18 protein-coding genes are annotated in these 16,682 nt (G+C 65.8%); 14 read left to right on the plus strand and 4 right to left on the minus strand.

Translation table 11 applies throughout. The features are described from left to right. Nucleotide 1 precedes the first annotated feature (1 nt). Nucleotides 2-997, minus strand: coding sequence for a ketopantoate reductase family protein (locus IWX81_RS01365; RefSeq protein ID WP_199279487.1), 996 nt, complete (start codon nucleotides 995-997; stop codon nucleotides 2-4). Between the two features lie 89 nt (nucleotides 998-1,086). Between IWX81_RS01365 and truB the strand changes: the two genes are divergently transcribed. The 4 genes from truB to IWX81_RS01385 are packed head-to-tail and all read left to right on the plus strand — an operon-like array spanning nucleotide 1,087 to nucleotide 3,826. After that, complete coding sequence (gene truB / locus IWX81_RS01370) at nucleotides 1,087-2,031, plus strand: tRNA pseudouridine(55) synthase TruB (protein WP_199279488.1); 945 nt, start codon at nucleotides 1,087-1,089, stop codon at nucleotides 2,029-2,031. Continuing rightward, nucleotides 2,028-2,396: a hypothetical protein gene (locus IWX81_RS01375; RefSeq protein ID WP_199279489.1), complete on the plus strand. Its 369-nt coding sequence runs from the start codon at nucleotides 2,028-2,030 to the stop codon at nucleotides 2,394-2,396. Before truB ends, IWX81_RS01375 begins: the two co-directional genes overlap by 4 nt. A 40-nt stretch (nucleotides 2,397-2,436) precedes the next feature. After that, nucleotides 2,437-2,862 (plus strand): hypothetical protein, encoded by a 426-nt coding sequence (locus IWX81_RS01380; protein WP_199279490.1) that lies wholly within the window; start codon nucleotides 2,437-2,439, stop codon nucleotides 2,860-2,862. 1 nt (nucleotide 2,863) lies between these two features. Then, nucleotides 2,864-3,826, plus strand: coding sequence for a bifunctional riboflavin kinase/FAD synthetase (locus IWX81_RS01385; RefSeq protein ID WP_199279491.1), 963 nt, complete (start codon nucleotides 2,864-2,866; stop codon nucleotides 3,824-3,826). On the opposite strand, the gene IWX81_RS01390 is transcribed toward IWX81_RS01385, so the two are convergent. Together IWX81_RS01390 and IWX81_RS01395 are read right to left on the minus strand one after the other, a co-directional pair. After that, nucleotides 3,823-4,758, minus strand: coding sequence for an ROK family protein (locus IWX81_RS01390; RefSeq protein ID WP_199279492.1), 936 nt, complete (start codon nucleotides 4,756-4,758; stop codon nucleotides 3,823-3,825). The genes IWX81_RS01385 and IWX81_RS01390 overlap by 4 nt on opposite strands. Next, on the minus strand, nucleotides 4,755-5,144 hold the full coding sequence (locus IWX81_RS01395; protein ID WP_199279493.1) for a hypothetical protein: 390 nt from the start codon (nucleotides 5,142-5,144) through the stop codon (nucleotides 4,755-4,757). Before IWX81_RS01395 ends, IWX81_RS01390 begins: the two co-directional genes overlap by 4 nt. Nucleotides 5,145-5,212: 68 nt before the next feature. On the opposite strand from IWX81_RS01395, the gene IWX81_RS01400 reads away from it, so the two are divergent. The 8 genes from IWX81_RS01400 (at nucleotide 5,213) to IWX81_RS01435 (ending at nucleotide 12,498) form a co-directional block, all read left to right on the plus strand. Further along, nucleotides 5,213-5,734: a hypothetical protein gene (locus IWX81_RS01400; protein ID WP_199279494.1), complete on the plus strand. Its 522-nt coding sequence runs from the start codon at nucleotides 5,213-5,215 to the stop codon at nucleotides 5,732-5,734. An 87-nt stretch (nucleotides 5,735-5,821) separates the two neighbouring features. Continuing rightward, nucleotides 5,822-6,784, plus strand: a complete 963-nt coding sequence (deoC, locus tag IWX81_RS01405; protein WP_199280379.1) for a deoxyribose-phosphate aldolase — start codon at nucleotides 5,822-5,824, stop codon at nucleotides 6,782-6,784. Between the two features lie 2 nt (nucleotides 6,785-6,786). Next, entirely contained in the window at nucleotides 6,787-8,313 is a 1,527-nt protein-coding gene (locus IWX81_RS01410; RefSeq protein ID WP_199279495.1) for an aldehyde dehydrogenase family protein, read from the plus strand. Continuing rightward, nucleotides 8,310-9,167, plus strand: coding sequence for an aldehyde dehydrogenase family protein (locus IWX81_RS01415; RefSeq protein ID WP_199279496.1), 858 nt, complete (start codon nucleotides 8,310-8,312; stop codon nucleotides 9,165-9,167). Before IWX81_RS01410 ends, IWX81_RS01415 begins: the two co-directional genes overlap by 4 nt. Before the next feature lie 80 nt (nucleotides 9,168-9,247). After that, a complete protein-coding gene (locus IWX81_RS01420; RefSeq protein WP_199279497.1) occupies nucleotides 9,248-10,729 on the plus strand; it encodes an SDR family oxidoreductase in 1,482 nt (493 codons plus the stop codon). After that, nucleotides 10,722-10,931, plus strand: coding sequence for a hypothetical protein (locus IWX81_RS01425; protein WP_199279498.1), 210 nt, complete (start codon nucleotides 10,722-10,724; stop codon nucleotides 10,929-10,931). The genes IWX81_RS01420 and IWX81_RS01425 overlap by 8 nt, the downstream gene beginning before the upstream one ends. A gap of 9 nt (nucleotides 10,932-10,940) precedes the next feature. Then, nucleotides 10,941-11,915: a ribokinase gene (locus tag IWX81_RS01430; RefSeq protein WP_199279499.1), complete on the plus strand. Its 975-nt coding sequence runs from the start codon at nucleotides 10,941-10,943 to the stop codon at nucleotides 11,913-11,915. Next, a complete protein-coding gene (locus IWX81_RS01435) occupies nucleotides 11,908-12,498 on the plus strand; it encodes a GDSL-type esterase/lipase family protein (protein ID WP_199279500.1) in 591 nt (196 codons plus the stop codon). Before IWX81_RS01430 ends, IWX81_RS01435 begins: the two co-directional genes overlap by 8 nt. A 19-nt stretch (nucleotides 12,499-12,517) precedes the next feature. On the opposite strand, the gene IWX81_RS01440 is transcribed toward IWX81_RS01435, so the two are convergent. Further along, nucleotides 12,518-13,849, minus strand: a complete 1,332-nt coding sequence (locus IWX81_RS01440; RefSeq protein ID WP_199279501.1) for a M20/M25/M40 family metallo-hydrolase — start codon at nucleotides 13,847-13,849, stop codon at nucleotides 12,518-12,520. A gap of 81 nt (nucleotides 13,850-13,930) precedes the next feature. Here IWX81_RS01440 and IWX81_RS01445 point away from each other — a divergent pair, with 81 nt between their 5' ends. Together IWX81_RS01445 and IWX81_RS01450 are read left to right on the plus strand one after the other, a co-directional pair. After that, entirely contained in the window at nucleotides 13,931-14,275 is a 345-nt protein-coding gene (locus IWX81_RS01445) for a DUF6804 family protein (RefSeq protein WP_334592602.1), read from the plus strand. 174 nt (nucleotides 14,276-14,449) lie between these two features. Then, nucleotides 14,450-16,681, plus strand: coding sequence for a DEAD/DEAH box helicase (locus tag IWX81_RS01450; RefSeq protein WP_199279502.1), 2,232 nt, complete (start codon nucleotides 14,450-14,452; stop codon nucleotides 16,679-16,681). The last annotated feature ends 1 nt before the right edge of the window (nucleotide 16,682 follow it).

Below are 16,682 nucleotides of genomic sequence, written 5' to 3' on the forward strand. Positions count from 1 at the left end.
CTTAGATCTGCACGCGCTCGACGACCTCGGCGGCGGTAAAGAATTCGCCGGCCGACTCGACCTCGTGCACCAGGCCCACGAGCGCTTCATTGACGGGAGCCCGGCGACCGAGCGCGCGGGCTGCAGCCACGACGGCTCCGTTGAGGTAGTCGATCTCGGTGGGCTGGCCACGTCGGATGCTCTGCAGCGTCGAACCCGGATTCGGGGTGGCCCCGATGCGCCTGCTCATGAGCAGCGGAAGCACCTGCGCCATCCAGGGCGGCACTGCCGCGAAGAGGCGGAGACCTCGGTGCGACAGCCCCTGCAGCTTTTCGAAAAGGATGCGGCTCGCGAGTCCGATCCTGACGTTCTCCCGCATGCTCGCCGTCATGACGCGCCTGAGTCCGCGATGGGCGATGACCTCCTGCACGCTCCACCCGGTGATGGCCGGCAGGGCGTTGACCTGGTTGATGACGAGTTTGGTCCACTGGGCACCCGGGAAGTTGGAAACGACGGAGGTGGGCATCACCTCGTTGAGCACCTTCGCCGCGTACCGCGCAGGGATGTCGCTGAATCCGGTTTCCACCCCGACGTAGGTGGGACCGGCCGTCGTGACGGTGATCTCGCCCGGGAGGAGGTAGGAGGTCGCGAAGGTCGCGAGGCCACCGGCAATGTCCGAGCGCGGCGACGCCAACCGGGCAGTGGCCATGCCATCGAGACCGTTCTGGATGACCACGATTGGAACACCACGCAGCATCGCCGCATTCTCGGAGATCGCATCGGCGGCATCTCTCGCCTTGGTGGCGACGATGACGAGTTCTGCCCCACGGGTCACCAGCTCATTGGCGAGCACGGTCGCCGTGTATTCGCCCCACGCGCCGGAGAGCCGGATGCCGCCGCTGCGGATCGAATCCAGGTTCGCACCGCGGGCCGTAACTTCCACGTCGTGGCCCGCTCTGGCGAGCATCGCGGCGATGGCCCCACCCACGGCACCGGCTCCGATCACGGCTACTCGCATCTTCGAATCCTATGCGGGCCGCGCGCAGTCGGGGCGCGGGGAACGGGACTGTAGCCTGATGGGGTGATGTGTGACGCCGCGGAGAACGAGTGAAACCGCCCAGCAATCCAGCGAGTGGCATCGTTCTCGTCGACAAGCCGCAGGGCGTCACCAGCCATGACGTGGTCGCGCGGGCCCGTAAGTCGATCGGCACCCGCAAAATCGGTCACGCCGGCACTCTCGATCCGATGGCGACGGGCCTGCTGGTCCTGGGGATCAACAACTCCACTCGGCTGCTGACCTGGGTGGTCGGACTCGACAAGGAGTACACGGCCACGATCAGACTCGGCGCATCGTCCAACACCGATGATGCCGACGGTGAGATCGACGAGCCGGTGGATGCCGCCGCCCTCGCCGCGGTCACCGTCTCCGCGCTCGCGGCCGGTGTACAGGCCCTCACCGGGCAGATCCTCCAGCGACCGAGCTCCGTGAGTGCCATCAAGGTGGACGGGAAGCGGGCGTACACGCTGGCCAGGGCCGGCGAGGCCGTGGTGTTGGCAGAGCGACCGGTCACGGTCAGCGCTTTCGACGTGCTGTCGACGCGCCGGGGGGAGTGGCTCGACCTCGACGTTCGGGTGCGGTGCTCGACCGGCACGTACATCCGCGCCCTCGCCCGCGACCTGGGCGCAGCGCTCGGCGTCGGTGGGCACCTCACGGCGCTCCGCAGGACGCGCATCGGACCCTTCACGGTCGAAGCGGCCTCCAGCCTGGACGAGGATCTCGCCGCGGTCATGCTCGACCCAGCCTCGGTCGCCGCGTCGCTCTTCACCAGGCTCGACCTCACCGACTCCGAGGCCGTCGATCTGGCGCACGGGAAGAGGATCGCCATCTCCGTGGAGACGGCCGGCCCGATCGCGGCGGTGTCTCCCGATGGCAGGCTCGTCGGCCTTGTGGAGAATGTGGCCGGCAGGGCACGCGTTCTCGTGAACTTCCCGCCGGACCTGCCCGCTACGGCGGCAGTCGCCTCGGAATCGACGGATATGGTGGGCGGATGATCGAGTGGTTCGTCAACGTGCTGGCCGGGGTGGCTGTCGTCGCGGGGCTTCTCTGCCTCGTGCTCGGTCTCGCCGGGAAGAAACCGAATGACTACACGCTGGGCGCCACCCTCCTCGTGGAGATCCTCCTGATCGTCCAGGTCGTCATTTCCCTCATTGCGCCAGCTACCGGCAACCTCCCGACCGGCAGCGGCCTCGAATTCTGGGTGTACCTGGTGTCTGCTGCGCTCATTCCCCCCGCTGCGATCTTCTGGGCGCTCATCGACCGCAACCGCTGGAGCACGGCGATTCTGGGCGTCGCCTGTCTCGCCGTCGCGGTCATGGTGATCAGGATGGGCCAGATCTGGTTCGTGCAGGTGGCGTGAGCCGGGCAGCCGCTCGACTTTCGCCTAAAGTTGACTCGATATGGCAAATAACGGATCTTCTCGCGCGGTCGGTGTAGGGCGAGTCCTCATCGCCGTGTACGCGATTCTCGCGCTCGCGGCGACGGCGCGCTCCTTTGTGCAGATCGTCGGCAAGTTCGACGTCGCCCCGATCGCCTATGTGCTGAGCGGTATCGCCGGGCTCGTGTACATTCTCGCGACGGTGGCACTGCTGCGTCGCGGAGACACCTGGTACCGCATTGCCTGGATCACGATCATCTTCGAGCTGGTGGGCGTGGTGACGGTCGGCACCTTGAGCCTCGTCGACCCCGTGCTGTTCCCCGCCGACACCGTGTGGTCGTTCTTCGGTCGTGGATACCTGTTCATCCCGCTCGTGCTTCCCATCCTCGGCATGGTCTGGCTCTACCGCCGCCGCCCGGCTGCTGCCGTCGAGAGCACCGCGAGCTGAGATGCAGACCTTCTCGTCCGTCAGCGGGGTGCCCGAAGGCTTCGGGCCCAGCGCGGTCACGATCGGCAAGTTCGACGGAATGCATCTCGGGCATCGTGCCGTGGTGTCAGCATTGCTCGACCTCGCCCACGATCGCGGACTCACCTCCACCGTCCTGACCTTCGACCGCAATCCGCTGAGCCTGCTCCGCCCCGAGATCTGTCCGCCGGCCCTGGCGAGCAACGCGCAGAAGCTGGAATCCCTCGCCGCCGCGGGAGTGGATGCCACGCTCCTCGTGCGCTTCGATCACGAGTTCAGCGAACTGACCGCTGCGCAATTCATGCAGCAGATCCTCGTCGAAGCCCTCCACGCCGTCGTGGTGCTCGTGGGAACGGATTTCCGCTTCGGGCATCGCGGCGAAGGAACAGTCGAGACGCTTGTCGACTTCGGGCGCGACAACAGTATCGACGTCATGGTGATCGACGACGTGGCGCGAGAGGGCTCACGTCGAGTCTCGTCCACCGCCGTGCGCAACCTCATCCTCGAGGGGAACGTCGCGGAGGCGGCAGAGCTGCTAGGAGCGCCGCACCGCATCCGGGGCACGGTCGTGCATGGCGCGCAACGCGGTCGCACTCTCGGGTACCCGACGGCCAACCTCTCTCCCTCCCTGGAGGGGCTCGTTCCGGCCGATGGCGTCTACGCGGCCTGGATGACCGTGGACGGGGAGCGCTATCCGTCTGCCGTATCCATAGGGAACAACCCGACCTTCGAGGGTGTGCCGGCGAAGCAGGTCGAGGCCCATGCTCTCGATGCCGACGTCGACCTCTATGGCAGGGTTGCCGAGATCGCCTTCGTCGACACCATTCGCGGCATGCGTAAATTCGACGGCACAGCGGCGCTAATCGTGCAGATGCAGGCCGACGAGGTCGCCGTCAGGTCGGTGCTCGGCGTCGCACGGAAGGTTCAGAACCCTCCAGTTCGCTAGGCGACGAACTCCGCCCGGTGTATCAGCGCGGCCGCACCGATCAGGGGGCCTTCACCCGAGAGCCCGGACGGGATGACGCGCACTTTCGCGACGAACGGGAACGGTGCCCGCAGCGCGATGGCATCCCGGATGTAGTCGAACAGGTCGGGTGTGACGTGAGAGAAGCCGCCGCCGATGGCGACGAGGTCGAGATCGACGAGAGCCGTGGATGATGCGATCGCCTGGCCTATCGCGCGACCCGAGCGCGCCACAGCAGCAATCGCGATGGGATCCCCGGCCGCGTAGCTCGCCGCGAGGTCCTCGCCGGTCGCGCCGACCCATCCCTGTCGCTGGGCCCAGGCCGTGGTCTTCGGGCCGGAGGCGACAGCCTCGACGCACCCCGTTCCTCCACACAGGCACGCGTCATCGAAACCGCCGACCTCGATGTGGCCGATGTGTCCCGCGTTGCCGGTGTGGCCGGCAATGGCCCTGCCACCGAGGATCAGTCCGCCGCCGATTCCCGTCGAGACCACCATGCCCATGAGGTTGGACTCTCCCTGGCCTGCACCGATCCAGTGCTCGGCGAGCGCGATGCACTCTCCATCCATGCGCAGGGCGACCGGCACTCCCGGCACGAGGGCGGCGACCTGGTCGCGCAGCGGGTACTCGCGCCAATTCGGGAGGTTCAGGGGCGATACCCGGCCTTCGGCGACCGTGATCGGACCGGCGCTGCCGATACCGACGCCGACGAGGGTCGCGCCATCCGGGAGTGTGGCAATGGCCTGCAGCACGACGGACTCGGCGCTTGCTGCCAGCATCTCGCTCGTCGATGTGCCGCCCGTGGGCGCCCTGAATCGACTCCCGGCAAGCACCGTGCCTGCGGGGTCCACCAGTGCTGCTTCGATCTTTGTGCCGCCGAGGTCTACTCCGAGGGCGAAGACTGCGTCGCTCATGAACCCGCTCCTGTCGGTACTGTCATTCCCGCCACCCAGGCTGCGATGTAAAAGGCGACGATGATCAGGATGACGCCTCCGAGCGGCCACGGAAAGATGACCTTCTTGCGGATCAGCGACACGATGACCATTCCGATCGCCAGGAAGTAGCTGAGGATGGTGACCGCGATCAGCACGAAGACCGCGATGGACAGGGCCGTGGAATTGCACTCGAGGCCCGTGAACGGCCCGTTCCCACACTCCGCTGTCAGGCCGCCGAACTGGCCGGCATAGGTGAGGACGGTGAGCGCGAGCACAGCCCCGAACGCCAGGATGATGACCGAGACGACGATGTCTATGGTGAGTCGGCCCACGTGTCGACGGGGCGAGTCGGGGGAAGATTTCACCCACACAGCATATTGTGCGGCCGTCAGTCGCTCAGGACGTCTCCGGCTCGGCGGCGTACGCTTAACGAGTGAGCATGCAGAGCCTCGACCTCCAGCGGCGATACGAATTCGCCCCGAGCATCGTGTGGGACGCGCTTGTCGACGCCGACCTCGTGGAGGGCTGGCTGGGTGACGCGGTGGTCGAGCCCGACATCGGGGGCACCTACAGCGTCCGCGGAATCGCCCCGGGACCGGCGATCAGCGTCGAGGGGCGGATCGTCGACTTCGAGCGGCTCGTGCACCTCGGGGTGGCCGGCAACTCCGGGCCCATTCTCGACCTGAGACTCGACGAGATCCCCGGCGGAAACCGGGGCTCCAGCACGCGACTGACGGTCAGCGTGACGGTTTCGATCGAATCGGCCTTCGCCGCGAGGGTTAGGGCGGATTGGCTCATCAGCCTCGACCAGCTCGGCGACCTGCTGCACGGGCATCCTGTCGACTGGCAGCACTGGGATCGCGACTACGGCGCGAGGTGGACGGGGTATCTCGATCAGGCCGAGACCGGAGTCGACGTGGAGGGTCCGGGCTCAGTCCGGCATCCTCATGGGTAGAATCGTTTGGTGAATGTAACGACGCAGGGCCTGCCCGCCCAGGCCATACAGGCGAAAGCTCTGGCGCCAGCCGAGCGGGCGCTGAGCATGATCGGCGGAGATCTGACCGAGAAGAGCCTCAGGCTCCACCTCGAGGGGCTCGCCGGTGTCGACGCTGTCGGGCTCGAACAGCGAGCCGCGGCACTCGGCACCCGATCCATCAAGACCACGTCGAAGGCCTGGGCTCTCGACACGATCATCGAGCTCATCGACCTGACGACTCTCGAGGGCGCTGACACCCCGGGGAAGGTCCGCTCGCTCGTCGCGAAAGCGGTCAACCCCGACCCCTCGGATGCCACAACCCCCAGGGTTGCGGCGGTCTGCGTGTACGGCGACATGGTTCCCCACGCGGTGAGCGCTCTCGGTGGAGCCTGGTCCGGCGGCACTGACAGCGGAATCAACGTCGCCGCCGTCGCCACGGCCTTCCCCAGCGGCCGCGCTTCGCTGGCGGTCAAGATCGCCGATACCTCTGAGGCCGTCGCATCCGGAGCGGACGAGATCGATATGGTCATCGACCGCGGAGCTTTCCTCTCGGGGAACTTCGGCCTCGTCTTCGACCAGATCGTGGCGGTCAAGGAAGCCTGCCGGCGGTCAGACGGCAGCTTCGCCCACCTCAAGGTGATCCTCGAGACGGGTGAACTGAACACCTACGACAACGTGCGCCGGGCATCCTGGCTCGCCATCCTCGCTGGCGGAGACTTCATCAAGACGTCAACGGGGAAGGTGTCGCCGGCGGCGACCCTGCCTGTCACGTTGCTCATGCTCGAGGTCGTGCGCGACTGGCACCGCCTGACGGGGGAGCGCATCGGCGTGAAGCCTGCCGGCGGCATCCGCACCTCCAAGGACGCGATCAAGTATCTCGTGACGGTCGCGGAGACCGTGGGCGAAGAATGGCTGACCCCGCACCTGTTCAGGTTCGGCGCGTCGAGCCTGCTCAACGACGTGCTGTTGCAACGACAGAAAATGACGACCGGCCGCTACTCCGGCCCCGACTACGTGACGATGGACTGACGATGACCGAACTGGAAAAACCCACGACCAGCCGATTCCTCGACTACGCCCCGGCACCGGAGTCGACAAGCATCCTGCACCTCAAGCCGAGCTACGGGCTGTTCATCGATGGCGAATTCGTCGACGGGCATGGTGAGTCGTTCAGGACGATCTCCCCGGCGACGGAGAAGACGATCGCAGAGATCTCGAACGCCGATTCTTCAGACGTGGATGTCGCGGTCGCTGCCGCCCGCTCGGCATACACTCGCACGTGGAGCACGCTGTCCGGGGCCGACCGCGGCAAGTACCTGTTCAGGATCGCGCGGCTCGTGCAGGAGCGGGCCCGGGAACTGGCCGTCGCCGAGAGCCTCGACAACGGCAAGCCGATCAAGGAGTCGCGAGACGTCGACATCCCGCTGGTCGCAGCCTGGTTCTTCTACTACGCGGGCTGGGCCGACAAGCTCGACTACGCGGGCCTCGGCCCCAATCCCCGATCGCTCGGTGTCGCCGCACAGGTCATCCCGTGGAACTTCCCTCTCCTGATGCTCGCCTGGAAAGTAGCTCCAGCACTCGCGGCGGGCAACACCGTGGTGATCAAGCCGGCTGAGACGACCCCCCTGTCTGCGCTCATCTTCGCCGAAATCCTGCAGCAGGCCGATCTTCCGGCTGGTGTGGTCAACATCATCACCGGCGCGGGTGACACCGGCGAGGCCCTCGTCAATCACCCCGATGTCAATAAGGTCGCGTTCACCGGCTCCACGGCCGTCGGCAGGGCCATCGCGAAATCGGTCGCGGGCACGGGAAAGAAAGTCACGCTCGAACTGGGTGGCAAAGCCGCGAACATCGTCTTCGACGATGCTCCCATCGACCAGGCCATTGAGGGCATCGTCAACGGCATCTTCTTCAACCAGGGCCACGTCTGCTGCGCCGGATCTCGGCTGCTCGTGCAGGAGAACATCCACGAGGAGGTCGTCGACCGGCTCAAGTCCCGACTGATGACCCTTCGCCTCGGTGACCCCCTGGATAAGAACACCGACATCGGCGCGATCAACTCGCGCGAGCAGCTCGATCGAATCCGTGAGCTGAGCGACATCGGCGAGAAAGAGGGCGCCGACCGCTGGACGGCTCCCTGCGACATCCCCGAAAAGGGATTCTGGTTCGCCCCGACGATCTTCGACAACGTCTCCACCTCGTCGACCATCGCGAGGGAGGAGGTCTTCGGACCCGTTCTCAGTGTGCTGACGTTCCGCACGCCAGCCGAGGCGATCGCGAAGGCGAACAACACGCCATATGGCCTCTCTGCCGGAATCTGGAGCGATAAGGGGTCGAAGATCCTGGCTGTGGCCGACGGCCTCCGCGCCGGAGTGATCTGGGCCAATACCTTCAACCGTTTCGACCCCGCCAGCCCTTTCGGTGGCTTCAAGGAGAGCGGATACGGTCGCGAAGGCGGTCGCCATGGCCTCGCGGCATACCTCGAGAGCGCCGGCTGGGCATCGCCACAGGAGATTTCGAATACCAGCTCGTCGAGCAGGAAGAAGGCCACGTCGTGACCCGACTCGCAGTCCCCAAGACGTACAAGCTCTACATCGGCGGCAAGTTCCCCCGCAGCGAGAGCGGCCGCACCTACGAGGTCGCGACGAAGGATGGCGTGTTTCTCGCCAACGCCGCCCTGGCCAGCCGCAAGGATGCCAGGGACGCCGTCGTGGCGGCTCGCTCGGCTTTCGCGGGCTGGTCGTCGGCCACGGGATACAACCGTGGGCAAGTGCTGTACCGCATCGCCGAACTGCTGGAAGGACGCCGCGACCAGTTCGTGGACGAACTCATCGCGAGCGAGGGCCTGACGAAAGCTACGGCGACAACCCAGGTCGACACGGCCATCGATGCCTGGGTCTGGTACGCGGGCTGGGCGGACAAGTACGTGCAGGTCGCCGGCAACGCCAATGCCGTGAGCGGCCCGTACTTCAACCTGTCGACACCGGAGCCCACCGGTGTGGTCGCGATCATCGCGCCGCAGTCCGGCAACTCCCTGCTCGGTCTCGCGAGCGTCATCGCTCCGGCCATCCTCACCGGCAATACCGTCGTCGTCGTGGCCAGCGAGGCCGCGCCGCTCGCCGCGGTGAGCCTGTCCGAAGTGCTCGCGACGAGCGATGTGCCCGGGGGAGTCGTGAATATCCTCACGGGATCCCCGGCGGAGATCGCGCCATGGCTCGCTGGGCATGCCGACGTGAACGCCATCGACCTCGCCGGGGCAGGGCTGCTCGACTGGGTCGACCTGCAGGTCGTCGCCGCAGACACGCTGAAGCGCGTGCTCGCACCCGAGGATGGCGCGCCGCCGCCCTCGCTCGAGCGCATCGTGGCCTTCACCGAGACGAAAACCGTGTGGCACACCAAGTCGTTGATCTGACGACTGTGGCCAGCGTGACGCGGCGATAGACCCTGTCAAGGCCCAGCCTGCGCGCAGGCTGGATCCATACACTGGGACCCATGCGAATCCTCGTCACAGGATCTACCGGGTACATCGGTGGGCGCCTCGCGCCCAGGCTCGCCGAGGCAGGCCATGACGTCAGGGTGCTGGTGCGCGACCCGCTCAAGTTGCGGGATGCGCCCTGGGCCGCTGACGTCGATGTCGTGACGGGTGACCTCTCCCGTTCCCGAGATGTCGAGCGTGCCGTCGAGGGCGTGGACGTGCTCTACTACCTCGTGCACGCCATGGGCATCCGCGGTGACTTCGAGAGCATGGAGATGGCTGTCGCCAACACCGTCGCGAATGCTGCTGCCGCCGCCGGAGTGAAGCGCATCGTCTACCTGGGTGGCCTGCATCCCGATGTGCCGGTCGATACGCTCAGCCGTCACCTTCGCAGCCGTGAGAAGGTGGGGAGGGTGCTGCTGGAATCCGGCGTGCCGACCATCGCCTTCCAGGCCGGAGTCGTCATCGGGTCGGGCTCGGCGTCCTTCGAGATGATCCGTCACCTCACCGAGGTGCTGCCCTATATGCCGGCACCCAAGTGGGTGCGCAACTTCATCCAGCCGATCGCCGTTCGCGACGTGCTGTACTACCTGACCGAAGCCGCTGTCGTCCCTGGCGAGGTCAATCGCACCTTCGATATCGGGGGCCCCGACGTGCTGCGCTACGGGCAGATGATGAATGGATATGCCCTCGAGGCCGGACTCCATCAGCGCCCCATCGCCAGTCTTCCCGTGCTCACCCCCTGGCTCGCCTCGCAGTGGGTGAATCTCGTGACGCCGATCCCGCGCGCGCTGGCCGTGCCGATCATCGAATCGCTCCAGTTCGACTGCGTGGTCAGCGAGTCAGACATCCGCACAGTGATCCCCGATCCTGAGGGTGGACTGACGGGCTACCGCACGGCGGTGCGTCTCGCACTCGCGAAGATGAACGATGGGGAGGTCGAGACGAGCTGGCAGAACTCGACGGTCGCCGGCGCGCCGAGCAACCTCATCCCGAGCGACCCGGAGTGGTCGGGTCACACCGTCTACGTCGACCTCCGCGAGCAGCATTCAGCAGCCCCGGTCGAACGGCTGTGGGAGGTCGTCGAGGGCATCGGCGGAGAGAATGGCTGGTATTCGTTTCCCCTCGCCTGGGCGCTGCGCGGCTGGGCAGACAAACTCGTCGGTGGGGTCGGCCTGCGCCGCGGTCGTCGAAACGCGACGACCCTGGCCGTGGGTGAGGCCCTCGACTTCTGGCGGGTCGAAACTCTCGACCGCGGTCGTTTTCTCAGGCTGCGCGCCGAGATGAAGGTGCCCGGCCTCGCCTGGCTCGAGATGACCACGACCGACGACGGGGCCGGCGGAAGCCACTACCGGCAGCGAGCGGTGTTCTTCCCGACAGGGCTCGGAGGGCGGTTGTACTGGATGGCCATTCTCCCGTTCCACGGAGTGATCTTCAGCGGTATGGCGAACAGGATCACGGCAGCCGCGGCGCAGGCTCCGCAAACAACCGATGGATGACCCATTCAGCTTTCGTGAGACGAAGGCGGGCGAGCTGCTGGTCAGTCGTGGTGGGCGCGTCGTGGTGACCCTGGGAGGTGCTGCCGCGTCTCGAGTGCTGCGTGCTCTCGATGCAGCATCAACCGACGACGAACAGCAGCTTGTTCTTGCGAAATCCACGGGCAACTACAAGCGGGGCAACGAGCGTGGACGCGAGCGGTAGCGTAGGGCGGTGAACGCAACTCCGGACTCTGACGTCAGAAACATCGTGATCGTGGTCGGCAGCGCGAACATCGACCAGATCTTCCACGTCGCCCGGATTCCGGCACCCGGCGAGACCGTGATGTCGGCGGGGCTGTCGATCGCCCGCGGAGGGAAGGGCCAGAACCAGGCCGTCGCCGCGGCTCGGGCCGGTGCATCCACGACGTTCATTGCCGCGATCGGTGACGACGGCTTCGGCGAGACCACCCTCCACGGGCTCAGGGACGATGGGATTGACGTCTCGCTGCTGAGGTCGAGTGCCGACCCGACCGGCACGGCCCTCATCGCGGTCGCGCCTGACGGTGAGAACACCATCATCGTCGAGGCCGGCGCGAATGCCGGGCTGCTGGGGCTCACTCCAGCCGATCTCGAGGCGATCGGGGGCGCAGGCGTGCTGGTCATGCAGCTCGAAATCCCGCTGCAGACCGTGGCGGCGGCGGCGAGGGCAGGCCGGGCGGGCGGAACCACGGTCATCCTGAATGCGGCGCCTGTGATGGATCTGCCTCGCGAACTTCTCGACGATGTCGACATCCTCGTCGTCAACGAACATGAAGCTGCCTTCCTCTCGGGTGAGTCGGCCGTCAGTAGCCTCGCGCCAGTGGTGATCGTGACCCTCGGCGCGGCCGGCTCGGTGTTGCACCAGCGCGGGGTCGACGATGTCAGCATCCCGGCGAGAAGTGTCGTGGCGGTGGATGCCACGGGCGCGGGTGACACGTTCTGTGGGGCGTTCGCGGCGAGACTGGCTGAGGGCGCCACCCTCGAAGACTCGCTCCGCTTCGCCGGCGCGGCGGCATCCCTCTCCGTACTGACACCGGGTGCTGTGCCATCGATACCGCTGCGCTCCGCCATCGACAGTGCGTATCGACTGGAAACGGATGGCGCAAGGCACCATGATGGAAGTGAGGCGGACAAACCCGCTTCCGATCGGAACTCACCTCATGACTGACGACATGTTCATCGAATCACGACCCAGCATCGTGTTCCTGGGCGACAGCCTCACCCAGGATGGGAAGTGGGCGGAATGGTTTCCCGAGAGGGATACGCAGAATCTCGGAATCGGTGGAAACACGACCGATGACGTCGTCGCGAGGCTGGACGATGTGATTGCGCTTCAGCCTGAAGCAGTCGTGCTGCTGATCGGCACCAATGACTTCGCCACGCGCAAATCGGTGGAGCACGTCGTGCGCAACATCGAATTCGTGCTCGTCACCCTGCGTCGGTCGCTTCCCGGTGCCAGGATGCTGCTGCAGTCGATCATGCCGCGGGGACGTGAGTTCGCGGCCCGCATCCAGGATGCCAACCGACACCTCCGCCAGTTCGCGCCATCAGTCAATGTGCAGTACCTCGACCTCTGGCCCGCTCTCGCACAGGAAGACGGCGAGCTCGATCCCACGCTGTCCGACGACAGGCTCCATCTCAACCATGCAGGCTACGAGCGGTGGCTCGGCGAACTACGCCCCGGCCTCGAGCGACTCGACGACGCGCCACCCATGAGCCGTCCGATCACCATCATCCGCAACCAGGGGTAGGCCGCGCTCCAGTCTGCTCTCAGAGCGAGGCGATGAGGGACTTGTAGAACTCGATGCCCCGCAGGTAGGTCGCGACGTGCATCCGTTCGTTCTTCGCGTGAAGTGCTTCGCGCTGTTCGGCGGTGAGTTCGAACGGAGTGAACCGGTACACGCCCCGGCTGATGCCGGTAAAGTGCCTGCTGTCGGTGGCTCCGTTTTGCACGTACGGTGTCACGATCGTGCCGGGGTAGACCTTCTCGATCGTCGACCGCACGAGCTCCCAGGCGATGCCGGAGACAAGCGAGACGGGTGACGGCTCACCCGCCGTCACCACCTCGACGCGCACTGTGTCGTCAGCGATCGCTTTCGTGACATGCCTGACGACGTCATCGACAGTGGATCCGATGGCGACCCTGACGTTCACGGTCGCCGTGGCTCGCTCCGCCAGCGCATTGACGGCCTGGCCGGCGTCGAGCATCGTCACCGCCTGGGTGGTGCGGATCATGGCGTTGGATTCGTCGCCCTGCCGACCGAACACGGGGAGCAGAATGGGCCTGGTGAACCGTATATTCCGAAACAGGAATCCGATGAAGCCTGTCGCGTGCACGCCCAGTGTGCGGAACATGTCGATGGTCACCGGATTGAAGGACGCAGGAAATGGCCTGCCGTTGAGCCTGACGATTGCCGTAGCGAGTCGTGCTGTTGCGCTCAGTTTCGGGGGAGTGGAGGCATGTCCGCCCTGCTGGTCGACGATGAGGTGCAGCGTGGTGCTCCCCTTCTCGGTGACCCCCACCACGGCAACGGGCATGGTCACGCCGGGGAAGGCTCCTTCGACGATCGCACCGCCCTCATCGAGCACGAGGGCAGGCCGGATGCCTCGAGTGTCGAGCAGGTCGGCGACGGCCTTAGCGCCGGTCCCGTTGGTCTCCTCGTCATGCCCGAAGCAGAGGTAGATGTCCTGTGCTGGCTGCAGTCCGGCCTCGATCTGCGCCTCGATGGCTTCGAGAATGGCGACGACGGCGCCCTTGTCGTCGATGGTCCCGCGACCCCAGATCAGCTGGTCCTCACCCTTACCGCTCAGCTCGGCAGCGAACGGTGGATGCTTCCAGCCGAAGTCGGTGGCCGCGACGACGTCGTAGTGACCCATCAGGACGCTGGGTTCGGTCGATGAGCGCCCCGGCCAGCGGAAGAGCAGGGAATGACCAGCGACGATCTCGCGGTCGAGCTTGCGGTGGACGAGAGGGAACAGCTCCTGCAACTGGGTCACGAAGGCGTCGAAGTGCTCCCACTCCACCTCGGACTCATCGATGCGCGAGATGGTCGGAATGCGCAGCAGGGCCTGGAATCGCGCGATCGCTGCTTCGTGTGGCATGTTCCGACTCTAGCCAGATGCCACGCGCGCGACTAACGGGCCGGATCGCCGACCCTTCCGCGAGGTCGGTAGGATCGTGAGGTGAGCGCACAATATCCGACGACGACGCGCCGCACGGCCCTCGTTCCCGCCATGATCGGAGCGCTGGCACTGCTCATCGGCAGCGCGCTCATCACGAGCGACACGTTCACGATCATCCAGTTCGTCGTGAGTATCTTTGCCATGATCGTGGCAGTTTTCGCGTGGCAGTCCGGCCAGTGGTGGTGGATCATCGGACTCGCGCCGATCGCTGTGCTGTGGAATCCGGTGCTTCCGATCGACCTGGGTCTGCCTGACGTGTGGCTCGCATTACAGTTCGTCGCCGCCGCGATTTTCATCGCCGCGGGCATCCTGATCAAGATTTCAGACAAAACAAGCGTAGAATAGGTGCATCGCCCGCCGGGCCCACCAATCGCATCGTGACTGGGTCTGGATCACTCGGTTGGCGCCGTCGTCGGATCGCTCGATTCGCGGGAGTCGCACATGCAGGGGCTCAGCCCACTGCATCAGTTTCAGACCACCAGGCAATAACCCACAGGCAGTGCCTGCACAGGAGACGAATTGACATCTTCGGGACAGACCGAACCCGGCCAGCGCCAGAAGCGCCAGCGATCCTCACGACAGGGTGGCGGGCAGCAGAACACGGGGCAGAAGCAGTCTGGCGGCCAGCAGCGTCGTCGTGCTCGCCCCGGCGATGATGTCGGTGTCATCCCGGTTCTTGCGAGGGCTGCGCGAGAAGTCGAAACCGCGGTGCAGAAAGGCCCGCTGAAGCCGGCCAATCGCGCCAGGTTCCAGGTGGCGACGCTCCTGCTCAGGGAAGAGCGTGCGAGGGTGAAGGCCGATAAGACCCTGACGGACTCGGAACGTTCCAATGAGCAGAAGCGACTGGATGGCCTCGCGGGAATTCTCGCGAAGACCGCAGCACGCGACACGAGCCTGATCATCATGCTGGGCGACGATGCCCCCGTCACCGCCGCCGCGAAAGCATTGCGGCGCGACCTGCTGCTCGCCGCGGGTGTCGAGTTGAGCCCGGATGAGCTCGTGATCGCCACGGAACCCAAACCCGTCGACAAGCAGGTCGAGAAGCAGGTGGTGCCAGCATCGGTGCGCCAGATGCAGATGTCCAACCCGTTCCTCGCCCCCGATTTCAGCAACATGACGACCGCTCCCGCGCGCGTGAACAGGCTCGGCAACTGGGAGCTCATCGAGCCGTTGTTCCGGTCATTCGAGTACGGCGCCGGTGGTGGCGCCGCCACGATGGATCTCCCTGAGGCGACATCGCTGCGCACTCGCGGAGACCTCGACATGATGCGGCACCAGGCACGATTCGTCGAAGAGGTGAGGTCAGGCCACCGCACCTTCCTGCTCGCCGATGAGCCGGGGCTGGGCAAGACGGCCCAGGCGCTGCTCGCGGCAGAGGCATCGAATTCCTATCCGTTGCTGGTCGTCGTGCCCAACGTCGTGAAGACGAACTGGGCGCGCGAGGTGGACTTGTGGACGCCCGGTCGCACGGCGACCGTCGTCCACGGTGACGGCAAAGACGTCGACGCGTTCAGCGATGTGGTCATCGTGAACTACGAGATCCTCGACCGGCACGTCGGCTGGCTCGGCAGGTTCGGGTTCAAGGGCATGGTCGTCGATGAGGCCCACTTCATCAAGAACCTCAAGTCAGAACGGTCCAAGCATGTGCTCGGGCTCTCGCGGAGTATCCGCTCCAGCTTCCCTAAAGCTCTGCTCATGGCGCTGACCGGAACGCCCCTGATCAACTCCATCGAAGACTTCCGCGCCATCTGGCAGTTCCTGGGCTGGATCGACGACAAGAAGCCTCTCACGAGGCTCATTGACAAGCTCGAAGACACCGGCCTCACCCCGGCGGATATGGGCTTCTTCTCCGAGGCCAGGCACGCGGTCGTCGAGATGGGGATCGTGCGCCGCAAGAAGGTGGATGTCGCGGCCGACATTCCTGCACGCCGCGTCGCCGATATCCCCGTCGAACTCGACGACGACCTCGGCCGGTCCATCCGTGCCGCCGAGGCCGCACTGACCGCGCGACTCGTGGAGCGATTCCAGCGAGTGCGAAGCCTCAAGCCGGATGCCAGCGACGCAGACCTCATCCGCGTTGTGGCCCACGCCGAACTGGACGAGTCGAAAGGCTCGAGCACCGGGGAAAATGTCTTCACCATGGTCCGTCGGATCGGGCAGGCCAAAGCGACCCTGGCCGCCGACTACACGGCCCAGCTCGCACGTTCGGTCGGAAAGGTGGTCTTCTTCGCCAAGCACATCGATGTGATGGACAAGGCGGAAGAGCACTTCGCGAAGGTGGGACTCACGTCAGTCTCGATCCGCGGAGACCAGAGCCCGAAGGCCCGACAGGCCGCGATCGACTCATTCGCGAATGACCCGGAGGTGTCGGTGGTAGTCGCGTCGCTGACGGCCGCCGGTGTCGGACTCAACCTCCAGGCGGCATCCAATGTGGTGCTCGCTGAGCTCAGCTGGACGAGCGCAGAGCAGACGCAGGCGATCGACCGCGTGCACCGGATCGGCCAGGAGCTGCCCGTGACGGCGTGGCGGATCATCGCCGCGCACACCATCGACGCACGCATCGCAGAGCTCATCGACTCCAAGGCGGGCCTCGCTGCGCGCGCACTCGACGGTTCGGACGAGGACGTCGCCGCCGAGTCCAACATCCAGCTGGAAGCGCTGTCGAGCCTTCTTCGTGACGCGATCACTTCTGGCGCCGGATCATCGACGCGGCGGCGTACCTCAGCCGCCGCCGTGGCGAGCGGGGAGTGAG

It is taken from the genome of Salinibacterium sp. CAN_S4, from assembly GCF_015752305.1.
GTDB lineage: Bacteria > Actinomycetota > Actinomycetes > Actinomycetales > Microbacteriaceae > Rhodoglobus.

Bases quoted from the DNA above. Each gene is read 5' to 3' on its own strand.
- IWX81_RS01440 (WP_199279501.1), bottom strand. From the start codon at position 13,849: ATGCCACACGAAGCAGCGATCGCGCGATTCCAGGCCCTGCTGCGCATT.
- IWX81_RS01365 (WP_199279487.1), bottom strand. From the start codon at position 997: ATGCGAGTAGCCGTGATCGGAGCCGGTGCCGTGGGTGGGGCCATCGCC.
- IWX81_RS01410 (WP_199279495.1), top strand. From the start codon at position 6,787: ATGACCGAACTGGAAAAACCCACGACCAGCCGATTCCTCGACTACGCC.
- IWX81_RS01435 (WP_199279500.1), top strand. From the start codon at position 11,908: ATGACTGACGACATGTTCATCGAATCACGACCCAGCATCGTGTTCCTG.
- IWX81_RS01425 (WP_199279498.1), top strand. From the start codon at position 10,722: ATGGATGACCCATTCAGCTTTCGTGAGACGAAGGCGGGCGAGCTGCTG.
- IWX81_RS01390 (WP_199279492.1), bottom strand. From the start codon at position 4,758: ATGAGCGACGCAGTCTTCGCCCTCGGAGTAGACCTCGGCGGCACAAAG.
- deoC (WP_199280379.1), top strand. From the start codon at position 5,822: ATGATCGGCGGAGATCTGACCGAGAAGAGCCTCAGGCTCCACCTCGAG.
- IWX81_RS01380 (WP_199279490.1), top strand. From the start codon at position 2,437: ATGGCAAATAACGGATCTTCTCGCGCGGTCGGTGTAGGGCGAGTCCTC.
- IWX81_RS01385 (WP_199279491.1), top strand. From the start codon at position 2,864: ATGCAGACCTTCTCGTCCGTCAGCGGGGTGCCCGAAGGCTTCGGGCCC.
- IWX81_RS01420 (WP_199279497.1), top strand. From the start codon at position 9,248: ATGCGAATCCTCGTCACAGGATCTACCGGGTACATCGGTGGGCGCCTC.
- IWX81_RS01375 (WP_199279489.1), top strand. From the start codon at position 2,028: ATGATCGAGTGGTTCGTCAACGTGCTGGCCGGGGTGGCTGTCGTCGCG.